13 protein-coding genes are annotated in these 11,738 nt (G+C 61.4%); 5 read left to right on the top strand and 8 right to left on the bottom strand.

Features of this window, described 5'->3' with window-relative positions; translation table 11 throughout:
• Positions 1-40 precede the first annotated feature (40 nt).
• Positions 41-439 carry a group II intron maturase-specific domain-containing protein gene (locus C934_RS34310; RefSeq protein WP_245268045.1) on the top strand — a complete coding sequence of 133 codons (399 nt, stop codon included), beginning with the start codon at positions 41-43 and terminating at the stop codon, positions 437-439.
• Between the two features lie 185 nt (positions 440-624).
• Here the strand turns inward: C934_RS34310 and C934_RS0129015 are convergent, their stop codons facing one another.
• On the bottom strand, positions 625-1,047 hold the full coding sequence (locus C934_RS0129015) for a SufE family protein (protein ID WP_026372173.1): 423 nt from the start codon (positions 1,045-1,047) through the stop codon (positions 625-627).
• Positions 1,048-1,250: 203 nt separating this feature from the next.
• Positions 1,251-1,745 carry a DUF5330 domain-containing protein gene (locus C934_RS0129020; protein ID WP_026372174.1) on the bottom strand — a complete coding sequence of 165 codons (495 nt, stop codon included), beginning with the start codon at positions 1,743-1,745 and terminating at the stop codon, positions 1,251-1,253.
• A 460-nt stretch (positions 1,746-2,205) separates the two neighbouring features.
• Between C934_RS0129020 and C934_RS0129025 the strand changes: the two genes are divergently transcribed.
• The 3 genes from C934_RS0129025 to C934_RS0129035 are packed head-to-tail and all read left to right on the top strand — an operon-like array spanning position 2,206 to position 5,052.
• Positions 2,206-3,738 carry a sensor histidine kinase gene (locus C934_RS0129025; RefSeq protein ID WP_037090648.1) on the top strand — a complete coding sequence of 511 codons (1,533 nt, stop codon included), beginning with the start codon at positions 2,206-2,208 and terminating at the stop codon, positions 3,736-3,738.
• Positions 3,710-4,642 (top strand): peptidoglycan-binding domain-containing protein, encoded by a 933-nt coding sequence (locus C934_RS0129030; protein WP_025661029.1) that lies wholly within the window; start codon positions 3,710-3,712, stop codon positions 4,640-4,642. The genes C934_RS0129025 and C934_RS0129030 overlap by 29 nt, the downstream gene beginning before the upstream one ends.
• Before the next feature lie 53 nt (positions 4,643-4,695).
• Positions 4,696-5,052 (top strand): DUF1491 family protein, encoded by a 357-nt coding sequence (locus tag C934_RS0129035; RefSeq protein WP_026372176.1) that lies wholly within the window; start codon positions 4,696-4,698, stop codon positions 5,050-5,052.
• A 6-nt stretch (positions 5,053-5,058) separates the two neighbouring features.
• Here C934_RS0129035 and C934_RS0129040 read toward each other — a convergent pair whose 3' ends face one another.
• Complete coding sequence (locus C934_RS0129040; RefSeq protein WP_026372177.1) at positions 5,059-6,069, bottom strand: DUF2336 domain-containing protein; 1,011 nt, start codon at positions 6,067-6,069, stop codon at positions 5,059-5,061.
• 175 nt (positions 6,070-6,244) lie between these two features.
• Positions 6,245-6,451, bottom strand: a complete 207-nt coding sequence (locus tag C934_RS0129045; protein WP_018860034.1) for a hypothetical protein — start codon at positions 6,449-6,451, stop codon at positions 6,245-6,247.
• A gap of 522 nt (positions 6,452-6,973) precedes the next feature.
• On the opposite strand from C934_RS0129045, the gene C934_RS35380 reads away from it, so the two are divergent.
• On the top strand, positions 6,974-7,141 hold the full coding sequence (locus tag C934_RS35380; protein WP_018860035.1) for a hypothetical protein: 168 nt from the start codon (positions 6,974-6,976) through the stop codon (positions 7,139-7,141).
• 10 nt (positions 7,142-7,151) lie between these two features.
• Here C934_RS35380 and C934_RS0129055 read toward each other — a convergent pair whose 3' ends face one another.
• From C934_RS0129055 to C934_RS0129075, 4 genes are all read right to left on the bottom strand, one after another.
• A complete protein-coding gene (locus C934_RS0129055; protein WP_018860036.1) occupies positions 7,152-7,706 on the bottom strand; it encodes a DUF1254 domain-containing protein in 555 nt (184 codons plus the stop codon).
• A complete protein-coding gene (locus C934_RS0129060) occupies positions 7,699-8,286 on the bottom strand; it encodes a DUF1214 domain-containing protein (RefSeq protein WP_026372178.1) in 588 nt (195 codons plus the stop codon). The genes C934_RS0129055 and C934_RS0129060 overlap by 8 nt, the downstream gene beginning before the upstream one ends.
• Before the next feature lie 182 nt (positions 8,287-8,468).
• A complete protein-coding gene (locus C934_RS0129070; protein WP_018860039.1) occupies positions 8,469-9,437 on the bottom strand; it encodes an NAD-dependent epimerase/dehydratase family protein in 969 nt (322 codons plus the stop codon).
• Between the two features lie 43 nt (positions 9,438-9,480).
• Positions 9,481-11,619 carry a transglycosylase domain-containing protein gene (locus C934_RS0129075; protein WP_018860040.1) on the bottom strand — a complete coding sequence of 713 codons (2,139 nt, stop codon included), beginning with the start codon at positions 11,617-11,619 and terminating at the stop codon, positions 9,481-9,483.
• Positions 11,620-11,738: the final 119 nt, after the last annotated feature.

The following is an 11,738-nucleotide window of genomic DNA, read 5'->3' on the forward strand; positions in this document are numbered from 1 at the left end:
CAAGGCGTTCAAGGAGCGCATTCGCGAACTGACACCGCGCGTGACGGGTCGATCCCTGAAAGCGGTGGCAGAACGGCTGCGTATCTTCGTGTGCGGATGGAAAGCCTACTTCCGGCTGGCGCAAACATCTCGGGTCTGGCAAAGGCTGGACGAATGGATGCGTCACCGTTTGAGGGCTATCCAGCTCAAGCAATGGAAGCACAGCAGGACTATCTTCCGGGAACTGACGGTTCGGGGGGGCAAAACCCGATGTGGCCCTACAGGTGGCGGCAAACGCCCGCCGCTGGTGGCGCAACAGCGGCAAGCTCATCAACGCCGTTCTCACCATCAGATGGGCCGACCAACTCGGAATGCCCAGACTCGCATAACCTCAATCCCTCGAACCGCCCGGTGCGGACCCGCATGCCGGGTGGTGTGGCAGGGGAGCGATCAAATATGATCGCCCCCTATGCCGATTTGGCCGGGGAAGAAAGGGGGAAGCGGCCAAACTGATGCTGCGCACGGCCCTGATGGCGCTCTCCCGGCATTACAATCCGCCGGCGCCCGCGCGCCGATCGCGCGTGGAGCATTGGGGTGCGCAGGGCTACAGGCCCGAACTCTATTCGTGATGAGGCGGGTGGTTGCTTAGGCCACAGCGCGTACGCGGGCTTCCTCGCGGATGCGGTTGACCATCGAGCGCAGGCCGTTGGCGCGCTGCGAGGAGAGATGCTCGACGAGGCCGATCTTCGAGAATACGTCGAAGGCGTCGAGGGCCGCGATCTCCGATGCCGTCTTGCCGGAATAGGTTGCAAGAACGATGGCCACGAGCCCGCGCACGATATGCGCGTCGGAGTCGCCCTCGAAGGTCATGACGGGATTGTCCGGATCCCCCGCGGTGTGCGTTACGAGCCAGACCTGGCTGGCGCAGCCCATCACCTTGTTGGCCGATGTCTTCTTGTCGTCGGGAAGGTCCGGAAGCGCCTTTCCGAGCTCGATCACATAGCGATAGCGATCTTCCCAGTCGTCGAGGAAGGAGAAGTCGTCAATGATCTGCTCGAGGGACGTCATGTATTGTGGCCTTTCGTTATCAGGTTTCATATAGGTGAAACGCGGCCAGATTTGAACCATTAAAAAGAAACGCCGCGGAGGATGGGCATCCTCGCGGCGCAGCAAAAGCTGGAAATAAACAGGGCAGGCACGTCAGGCATGGGACATTCCGCGGCTTGCGGATCGCCGGTGCAAGCTTGGTTGCGGGAAATCCCGCGGAATTCTCAGGTGGCCGGACGCGGCGTCGGCAGCGGAATGGTGCCCGTCGTCACGGTGTCGGAAAGGCTTTCATCGCCGTCGTCAACCGGCGGGCGATAGGGTATCGGCTGGTTCAGCGCTGCGGTGCGCTCCTGTGCCTCGGCCTGAGCCTCGGCATGGGAGGGCGCAAGTGCCGCGACGGGAGCGATCGGCGCATTGGGTGCGACAGCAGGCTTGGCGGCGTTGTCGTCACCGAAACGGCTGTCCAGCAGCTCATAGGCGACACGGGCGCCTTCGCGGGCCCGGTGGCCGAGCGCGGCCATGGTCTCCGCACCCTTGACGCAGACCTCCGGCTTCTCGCCGCACATGCCTGTCACGTAGTCATAGGCGCCTGTCGCCGCGACAAAGGCGTCGGAAAACTGCAATGTCGGCTGCGAGCTGGTCGAGCTCTCGCCGCTGAAGAACGACAGCAACACGAGCACAAGCCCGAACCAGAATGATCCTTTGATCAGAAACCACATCGTCGTTGCCATCCTGTTTTCCCGTTCGGTCTTACCGCCGAATCGGTCCGGTCTTCCGGTGTGCTTTGACCTTAGAGCAGAGTTGCGAATGCCAGCTTTCAAAACTCGTCGGCATTTGCCTCAAATTTAGTTCGAATTTTAATGAACGGGATTTGCACCGCATTTCGGTCAAATTGTAGCGACCGCTGTTAAGCATGTCATCGGCCTCCTCCTGTAATTGCAGGCAAACCTTGCGGCAGAGCTGCCACAAAGGTTAACAGCAAGCTGAAATGTGAGCGAAATCCGTCGCTTACCGCCCGTTAACCGTAAAAAACAAAGCCGCTTCCATATGTCCAAAAACGGGACATTTCGCTCTTCTGCGGTGTGGAGGCGGCTTTTCCCTTATCCTTTCCTTAAGCGCCCAAGGCCTATTGTCGGCCTTGGTAAAAAGCCTTTTTTGGGCGGGTATTGCGTGCGTGTAATGAGTAAGATCGCAGAGCGGGCGGCAGCCCTCGTGGACCGGGCGGTGGAAAGCTGGCTCTCCCGGACAGGAGGGGGCACAGCGGTGCGCCAGCGTGAATTGATGATCCTGCGCCGCTTGGCGCTGCTTTCGTCGGCGGCTCTCGTCGCGGTCCCAGTTGGGCTCTCTTCTGTGACCAGTCCTGCCATTGCGCTACCCGTCGGTGTCGCAACCGTCTGCGCGGCCTTCCTGTTTTCTGCGGTGGGCAGCATTGCCCTGTCGCGTCAGGGTACGGCAACAGCGCCGATTGCCGCGCCTGTCGCCGAAGACTTTTTCATGGAAGCAACCGCCGGTCTCGCCTTCTTCCTGGATCCGCAGGGCAACGTCACTGCCGTCGGCGGTCGTGACAAGCGCGAATATCTCGCCTGGATGCGTGATCCGATCGGCAAGGGCTTTGTCGATCAGATACATGTCTCTGACCGCATCCTTTTCCTGCAGGCGCTGGATCAGCTTCGCCAGGGTGAGGCGACTGCCGCGGTCGATCTGCGGCTGGAGCGCCCTTCGGTTTCGCGTGACAACAGGCAGTTTGCCTACCTGCGTATGGATATGACCGCGCGGCAGGACGGCGACGGCACGCTCTTCAGCGTGATTGCCCAGCTACGCGATGTCTCGGTGGAGCAGCAGTTACGGCAGGAGGCGCAGAACCGCGCCGCCGACGCCCGCTCGGCAAACGATGCAAAATCGCGGTTCCTTGCCGCCGTCAGCCACGAATTGCGCACGCCACTCAACGCCATCCTCGGCTTCTCCGACATCCTGCTCGGCGAGTATTTCGGCAAGCTCGAAAACGACCGCCAGCGGGAATATGTCGGCCTTGTCAGGGAATCCGGCGCGCACCTGCTCTCCGTCGTCAACACCATGCTCGACATGAGCAAGATCGAAGCGGGGCGCTACGAGCTTTGCCTCGAACCCTTCGACATTGCATCCGTCGTTCGTTCCTGCGAGGCCATGCTGGCGCTGCAGGCGAAGTCCAAGGGTGTATCGCTGACAAGCCGAGTGCAGCGCGATCTCGACGAGGTCGTGGCCGATCAGCGCGCGATCCAGCAGATCCTGATCAATCTGGTTGGCAATGCCGTGAAATTCACCGATGCGGGCGGTGCGATCTCGATCGACGCGTCGATGCGCGACGGCGTTCTGAACCTCTGCGTGAGCGACACCGGCATCGGCATTCCCGGCGACAAGCTGGAAACGCTCGGCCAACCTTTTGTCCAGATCCAGAACGACTATAGCCGCCGATTCGAGGGAACGGGACTCGGCCTGTCGTTGGTGAAGGGCTTGGTGGCGCTGCATGGCGGCGACTTCGCAATCGCCAGCACGCCGGGCGCCGGTACGATCATTACGATTTCCATTGCAGCGGATGGCTCTGGCATTCCGGCTGTGGGTACTGCCCGCAACGATCTTGTCGAGTTTCCGCCGCGACTGAAGGCTGTGCCGGCGCTAGCGGGCGTTTTGGAAGAGGGGCTTTTCGATGGCCGCGAGCAAGCGAAAATCGCCTAAGGGACGGAGAGGCCGACAGAAACGGCCGAGCCTCCTTCTCACAGGGGCAACCATGGTCGGCGGTATCGGGCTGCAGGGCGCAAGCGTGCTCGGCGGCGTGATCGGCCGCAACCCGTCGGTTGCCGGCGGTACGGCAGCCTTCCTTGTCATCTTCAGCTTCGTCGCCGCAAACGCGCTCTGGTATCAGCCAGGGGCACATCCGCACCCGTTCCTGCGCACCCGCGATCCGCTCTTTCCGAACGTGCTCGGCGGTCGCCCGGTCATCGAGGAGCAAAGCGGGAATGTCACCACCTTCAAGATCCAGCGGCAGGACGAGGCCGACGTCACGCAGACCAATGCGACGCCGCCAGTCGCTCCCGGCGGGCAGCAGCCGAGCCAGATCGTCATGGACATCCAGACCGAACTGGTCCGGCGTGGCCTTTACAACGGCACTCCGGATGGGGTCATCGGCCCGCGCACCAGTGCGGCGATCCTCTTCTTCGAAGAAACCGTGGGCATGCCGCAGACGGGCGACGCAACGCCAGATGTGCTGGCAGCGCTCAGAACCGACTCGGTCGGCCCCTCGGCGATCCCGCTGGAAAAGCCGCGCGAAGACATCACCTCGAAGGCATCCGCCGAGGATCCTGTCGCCGCCGCCATCCGCAGCGCCGAAAAGAGTGTGAAGACCGCGCCGACACTTGCAAAGAAAGCCGCACCATCCGCGGAGTTGTCGACTGTGGATCTCGTCCTGAAGATCCAGAAGGGCCTCAGCAACATGGCCTACGCCAATGTCGGCGTTGACGGTGTGCCGGGAGAACAGACCCGCACCGCCATTCGCCACTTCCAGAAGCACTACAACCTTCCCGAGAATGGCGAGCCGAGCGAAGCGGTCTTGAAGAAGCTCAAGGAGATCGGCGCGCTCTGAAGCCCGGCAATGCCAAGCATTGCCGCTTGCCGTTTGTCTGCTATAGCTCGCCGATGAGATTACGCACCGATATTTTCGTCTCCGCCCTCCTGCGCCGGGTTTTTGCCAAAGGTGACTTTGCCGCTGTCGAGGCAAAGGGTGCCGACGAGGCGGGCGCCATCTTCATTCGCCAGCACTTCCGCGATGGTCTTGAGACGCTCTACGGCCCAGCGCCGCAAAGCCTCTTCGACGACGAGACGAGCGGGGAGCGCCTATTCGAGCAACGGCTGACGCGCGAAGAGCCTGATCGGGTCAGGGAAATGCTCGAGCGTGAGCGGAAGTTCGACCCGGACCTCTGGATCGTCGAGCTTGAAGCCGATGAGCTCGGGGATATCGTTCCGCTTGGCGACGGGCGCGAGAACCCGCTCTAGTCAAAGTCAGCGTGTACGGATGATGCGCCTGTCCTGGGCGGGCGGTTCCTCATGGGCGGCTTGCGCCGTTTCTGTTTTTTCGGGCAGGTAGGTATAGCTGTCGGCGCGGCGCCAGGCGTCGACGCGGGCGTTGCACTCTTCCAGATCGAGACTGTCCAGCACCATCCATGCGCGCGTGACGCCATGCTGCGGTTCCGCGAGGTGCGGGTAGAGCTTTTCGAGCACAAAGACGGCGTCGCGGAAGTCCAGGCCGAGACTGATGAGCGTGGTCGCCAGTTGCTGACCGGAGATATCGAGCATAATGCGCTCTGCAAGCCAGCGGCTTGCCGAAAGCCCGCTGGCAAGCGCCTTTGCAAAGAGCGCCGCTTCGCGATTGCGGGCAAAGCGGACGAGGAGTGCGGCCTGGATCGGCGACAGGTTACGCAGCCCGAGGCGATCGCCTTCCGGGCGGCTGACATGACGTGCCAACTCCCTGATTCTATTGCGTATCTCCTCTTCACTCGCGCGGCGCGCTGCAGCCTCGGCTTCCTCGAGGGAAGCCGGAACCGGCGGTTCGGATGGTACGATGCCGGTTTCGACCTCAGCCGGAGCTGCCAGCCGCTGTTCCGCCTGACGCAGGCCGACCAGCGCGTCGATGACCCGCGGGGAAAGCGCATCCCGGCTGACGATCGCCTTCATGTGTGCGCTGCCCTGGGTGCGCGCAATCGTGATCAAGGTCTCGTCGTCGATCGCCGGCGAGGAGGTGAGGAACGGCGCTGCAATGTCGATCGACTGGCAGCCGACGAAAAGCGCGACGGCGGGTGGAATCTGCGGGCATTGGGAAAGGGCTGCCACGGCCTGACGCTTTGCCTCGAGAGAGGAGGCCTGGAACAGCGGCGTGAAGAGTTCGGCGAATTGGCGCAGTTCGGAGCGGGTTGGCGGCTGCAATCCCTCGAAGCTGCTGACGGTCGCCATGAGAACCACGTCCTTCTTCCGGCTGGCGGATGGGGCCTCTAGGTCTCGGAACCGGTCACGCACAAGAACACACCCTGGAAACGCAAAAAGGGATGTCGCAGGACTGGACGCGAAGGGACGCCCCTTACCCCACATAGGTTATGAACAAATCCTACATGGGCAGGGTTAACGCTTGCTAAAGACTTTATTCAATTTGTACCGAAAGGCTTCACCGTATGACGACCGCGGGACGGAGTGACTAAAGCCCTTTGTGTCCGCGCAGCGCCGTCAAAAGCCTCTCGGCGCTATTGTTCCCGGACTGATAGAGGTCAAGCGCAGCGGACGCTGCCATCTGGGCTTCGGCGCTCTTGATGTCGATCCGCTTTTCCGCACACCACGCATCGAGGGCATCGCGCAGCACGTCAAGGTCCTCAGGAGAGAATGTCGAACCGATAAACAAAGACATTTTAACCCCTCCCTGTCCGCAATAAGCGGAAGACGGCGCCCCGCCGCCTGGCCACGGACCCGTGGCCGATGACACAACTTTACCGGTATTGGTGAGGATCGCAATTGATATTTTTGTGACGAGAAACCACGGAGCTGTGATGGGGCCGCCATCGCCGACACAACCTCCGTTAAGTATATGAATTAATGCTAATATCGTTGCGACATTGTCGATTGAAACTTCTTATGAGAAGTTTGAAACCAAATGGGGACTCAGCGCGTTTATAAGACGTCGTGCAAATAGCTAACGTCCAGGCATGAAATTAACGATCTGTTAACTGTCATATGTCTCAATTCGGGTATGAACGGCGATCGAGTGCTTCGGTCGTCCGGTTTCACATCACGGTATTTCAAACAGGTGCCGTGAGAAAGGCGCGAATGCCTCGGAGCCCGGTTTCGGGTTCTACAGGACGCGCTGGCTCGCATAGGCGGGCAGGGTGAGATTCCGCAGTTCATCCGTCTCGGGCCGTGCATGGAGACGAGAATGGCAATAGTCGTCGCATTGGCGGACCGTCTGTCTCAGACGCAACGCCGCAAGGGCAGGAAACCAGTCGAGGCACAGATCCTCCTTTTCACGGGCGTGCGTTACGAGCGCCTGACGGAAAGCTCGAAGCGTTCCCCGGCGCCTCGCATTTCGCGGGCAAAGAAATAGACTTATTGCTTCAATCCGAGGGGCCGGCATATTCGTCGCAGCCGGCCTCCGCGAGGAAGTTCCGCGCGGCTGCGTCGAAGCTCGCCTGGGGCGCCAATGTCCTCAACACCACATAGCCTTCCGAACGCGTACTTTCCACGAGAATGGTTTTCTGCAGGTCAGGCGGCAAAGCCTTGCGAAGCTCTGTCAACTGGATCGGCGTTCCGACCAGAATGTCGAGCGCTCCCCCCACAGACGTTCTGTCGTTCATGCTGAAGACCTCGTTCGAAGCCTCGTCATAGAGCGCGACAGACCAGAACGGCACATTGCCCTTGGCCGTCAGGCGGATTGGATTTTCCTCAATGTCGAACGAGCAGACAGCAGTGCGGACAAAAGGGTCATCGTTGGAAAGTCCCGCGGCATCGTCCGTCGACCCAAGCAGGTAGAACTTGTCGAGATCGCCCTCGGAGGCGACGCGGGTGGCGGCGTCCTTGCCGGTAAAGTGCGGCAGCGAAAGAATGATGACGAGGTGCAAGAGTGCCGCCCCGAAAAGTCCCGCGAGGATGGCAAACAGGATCCTAAGCATCGCCGCATCCGGTTTTCTGAAGCTTCGGCATCGCAAGGTCGATAACGCCGGAGCTGCCGGCTGTCGGGGTATCGAAGAGGGTCAGGACGAGTTGGAAGGTACCCGCCGCCGGCAGCGCTAGCCAGTTTCCCGGTCGGGCGTGCGCGGAAATGTCGATCGTGAAGCTGCTGTCGGGCTGCCGCAGCACCGTCCAGGAATTCAGCGCGCCGGGAAGCCCCGGTCGCAGCGAGGCAGGATTGCCGCTGTTGTCTGCGGTAAACAGCGTCCAGATGCGGGCGGGCGGCGTCTGCCCCGTGATACGGTAGCTGCAGCCGGCATTCAGCCGGTCGCCGGCGTCATCGACCTTGGCGGTAAACATCAGGCCTTCGGCGTTTCCGTAAAGCAGGCGTCCGGCACGCGCCCGGTGCGATTTCGCATAGGGGTCCGCGCTTTCGGTTTGTAGCTCGGGGAAGGCTTCCCAGGCGCCGAGCTTGATCGCGCCGAAGCCGGCCGTCGCATCCAGCGCGTAGAGCGAAATCATGATCCCGCCACCAAAGGCGATAATCAGAGTCATCGCTATGAAGAGAGGAAACCGAAACACTATGCGCCCTTGAGAAACAAATCAGTTGAAAGGGTTACCACTGATTCTAGCTAGGCGGAATGGTGCAGGGCGGTATCGGCGGCATATCCCGGCCAAAACGGATCAACGCTGGACCATTCGAAAGGCCGATGTCGATTTTCGATAGCTGGATCAGCGTCCAGACTTTTGGCATCAAGCGATTTTCAAGGATCGGCGCCCGCCGCGACGACTTTTCCGGAAGCTATCAGCGCCCGCACAGATTCGTGCACTGCCTCCAAGCTCGTGTACCGCGGTTTGTAGCCCAGGCGGTTTCGGCTCTTTTCAATTGAGTGGCACGAGCTTCGGATCACGTGCCCACGACTGCTTTCGGCATACTCGCCGAGATCGGCAAGCCATTCTTCAAAGGGCTTGTAAGCGATGCGCGGCTCCTTTCCGAACCAGCGATATGCCGTTTCCGCGTAGCCCCGCAGGGTCACCGCTTGTTCCGATACCGTGTTGAAGACTTCCCCGATTGAAGCCGACCGGTTCTCGATCGCACACATGATCCAGCGAGCCACGTCATCAGCATGGACGTGATGGACCATTTCAAGTCCGAGGTTCGGCAAGACGAGTTCATCGCCACGGGCAATCAGCGAAAAGACTTCCGGATCCGCGTTTCCGATCGGGTTGATCGGATTCCAGCCTTCGCCGACGATATGGCCAGGACGGAAACAGGTCGCGGGAAAGCCGGTGACGTGCGCCTCCCGCGTCAGCCAGGCTTCGCACTCGGCCTTGCCCCTCCCGTAGGCGTCTATCGGATTGGGCGGATCGGTCTCGGTCGAGGGGATCGCAAAAAGGCGGCCATAGACCCAGATCGAGCTACAGAACAGGTAATGGCCAACCTTTCCTCGGAGGGCCTCCACCACGTGCCGTGTACTGGATAGGTCGAACGATATCATATCGACGACGATATCAGGCCTTAGATCTGCGATCTTGGCGCCGAACCGGCCGGCTTTCTCCTCGGCCGCGCGATCGAGCGCGACGTTCTCGATCTCACCCCATGCGTAGTGGGGGCGATAGGGTTTCGCTGTGCCACGGCTCACATTGACGACCTGATGGCCTCGCTCGACAAGCGCTGGCACCAGATAGCTTCCGACGTGGCCACTCCCTCCGATGATGACGATGCGTGACATGATCGGCCTCCCTCGCTCTACGAAGCAGTTGCTGCTGATGCCCTTAGTCGGCGCTCGCCACCTTTTGCGCGGCAAGCGGGGGCGCCGCCTTCAGCGCCTGGCCAAGGTCCTTGAGAATGTGCGTGGACTCGACCGAGAGCATCCGGGGGCGGACGAGGGGCGGCGGGCTGCCCTCCGCCGGCTTGGCGGCGGCGACCGTTTTTGCCGTCTTGTCGGGCGGCAGCGGCTGCGTGCCGGGGATCTGTCGAAGCGTGATGCCCTGGTGCGCATAGTCCATGGCACGCTTGAAGGTCATGGCCGGCAGCGAGCCGCCGGTCATCTCGTTGGTCGAGGTATAGTCGTCGTTGCCAAACCAGACGGCGCACGTGTAGTTGCCGGTGTAGCCGATGAACCAGGCGTCGCGGTACGCCTGCGTCGTGCCCGTCTTGCCGGCCGTCAGAATGCCGTTGTCGAGCGCTGCCTTTCGCGCCGTTCCGACATAGGGGACGCGGGACAGCATCTGGTTCATGTAGGTGTCGGCCTTCTCGGAGAGCACCCGCTTGGCGGGCGGCTCGTCACGGTCGAAGTCGTAGAGGACGTCGCCGCCGTAATCGAGGACCTGCGTGATGCCGTGACGGCGCGACTGGTAGCCACCTGCCGGGAAGACGGCATAGGCGGTCGCCTGGTCGAGCACCGTCACCTCGGAGGTGCCGATCGGGATCGTCACGTCGTCGCGCACGGGCGACTCGACGCCGAGGTTCTTCGCCATGGCCCGGATCGGCTGGATGCCGAGCTTTTCCTTGGCAAGGCGCACTGGAATGGTGTTGATCGACTGGGCGATGGCAGTCGCAATGGTGACGCGGCCGGCGTACTTATTGGCGTAGTTGCGAGGGGCCCAGTTGCCCCAGTAGATCGGCGCGTCGACGACGATGGTATCGGGCGTCATGCCGCTCTCCATCGCCACCGAATAGGTGTAGACCTTGAAGGATGAACCCGGCTGCCGCAGCGCCTTGGTGGCACGGTTGAACTGGCTTTCGCCGTAATCCCGGCCGCCGACCATGGCCCGCACCGCGCCGCCGTTTTCGATCACCACCATCGCGCCCTGTTTGGCGTGATAGCGCTCGCCATATTCGCGCAGCGACGTTTCCACTGAATCGTCGGCCGCGCTCTGCAGCCCCATGTCGATCGTGGTCCTGACGACGAGCGAATGCTGGGGGAAGCGCGGCGACAGGCGCATGACCTCGTCAAAAGCCCAGTCGAGGAAGAAATCGGGTGATTCCACCTGGTTGCGGTCGACGACCGTCGCCGGATTACGCCGGGCGGCGATCACCTGGCCCTCGGTCATCAGGCCGCTTTGCACAAGGTTGGTCAGCACCTCGTTGGCGCGACCGCGCGCCGCCGGCAGGTTGACGTGCGGCGCATATTTCGCCGGCGCCTTGAACAGGCCGGCGAGCATTGCGGATTCAGCCAGATTGACGTCGGTGATGCTCTTGCCGAAATAGAACTGCGCCGCTGCGGCAGCGCCGAAGGTGCCACCGCCCATGTAGGCGCGGTCGAGATAGGTGGAGAGGATTTCCTTCTTGGAGAGGTTGGCTTCGAGCCACAGCGCCAGGAAGGCTTCCGTAATTTTTCGGTCGATCGAGCGTTCGTTGGAAAGGAACAGGTTCTTGGCGAGCTGCTGCGTCAATGTCGAGCCGCCCTGTACAACTTCGCCGGCCTGGGCGTTGGTAACAAGCGCGCGGAAGAGACCGATGACGTCGATGCCGAAGTGATCGAAGAAGCGCCGGTCCTCGGTCGCAAGCACTGATTTGATCAGCGCGTCGGGCAGTTCGTCGATAGGCACGGAGTTCTGGTGGATGACGCCGCGATGGCCGATGACGTTGCCATAGCGATCCAGGAAGGTGACGGCGTAGTCGCCGCGATTGCGCCAATCTTCCTTGGTAGCTTCAAAGGCAGGCTGGGCGAGGGCGAGCATCAGGACGGCGCCGACGGAACCCCATGTCAGGCCTTCGCCGGCCAGTTCGAAGACAATGCGCTTCCAGCCGCGAACGCGGAAGCGGCGGAAGAAGATGGTGATGTCTTCCCAGATTTCGGCCGAGCGAAAACCGGCATTCCAGATGGTCGAATCGATCCACGAGTCGATCTTCAAAAGCAGGTGGCGTTGCTTGCGCGGCCGTTTTTCTGGATTGTCCGGATCCGTCACGTCTTATATTCCCGCCCGATCAGTCACTTCGACGTCGGAGGAACCTGACGCCGGACTATGGCAAATCTGCCGACAGTGCCCCGGAGTAACCGGAGCTTGGTGAATCATTGGTTGATTTG

It is taken from the genome of Rhizobium sp. 42MFCr.1, from assembly GCF_000377185.1.
Taxonomy (GTDB): Bacteria; Pseudomonadota; Alphaproteobacteria; order Rhizobiales; family Rhizobiaceae; genus Rhizobium; species Rhizobium altiplani.

Bases quoted from the DNA above. Each gene is read 5' to 3' on its own strand.
- C934_RS0129015 (WP_026372173.1), bottom strand. From the start codon at position 1,047: ATGACGTCCCTCGAGCAGATCATTGACGACTTCTCCTTCCTCGACGAC.
- C934_RS0129020 (WP_026372174.1), bottom strand. From the start codon at position 1,745: ATGTGGTTTCTGATCAAAGGATCATTCTGGTTCGGGCTTGTGCTCGTG.
- C934_RS0129025 (WP_037090648.1), top strand. From the start codon at position 2,206: ATGAGTAAGATCGCAGAGCGGGCGGCAGCCCTCGTGGACCGGGCGGTG.
- C934_RS0129030 (WP_025661029.1), top strand. From the start codon at position 3,710: ATGGCCGCGAGCAAGCGAAAATCGCCTAAGGGACGGAGAGGCCGACAG.
- C934_RS0129035 (WP_026372176.1), top strand. From the start codon at position 4,696: ATGAGATTACGCACCGATATTTTCGTCTCCGCCCTCCTGCGCCGGGTT.
- C934_RS0129045 (WP_018860034.1), bottom strand. From the start codon at position 6,451: ATGTCTTTGTTTATCGGTTCGACATTCTCTCCTGAGGACCTTGACGTG.
- C934_RS35380 (WP_018860035.1), top strand. From the start codon at position 6,974: ATGGCAATAGTCGTCGCATTGGCGGACCGTCTGTCTCAGACGCAACGC.
- C934_RS0129055 (WP_018860036.1), bottom strand. From the start codon at position 7,706: ATGCTTAGGATCCTGTTTGCCATCCTCGCGGGACTTTTCGGGGCGGCA.
- C934_RS0129070 (WP_018860039.1), bottom strand. From the start codon at position 9,437: ATGTCACGCATCGTCATCATCGGAGGGAGTGGCCACGTCGGAAGCTAT.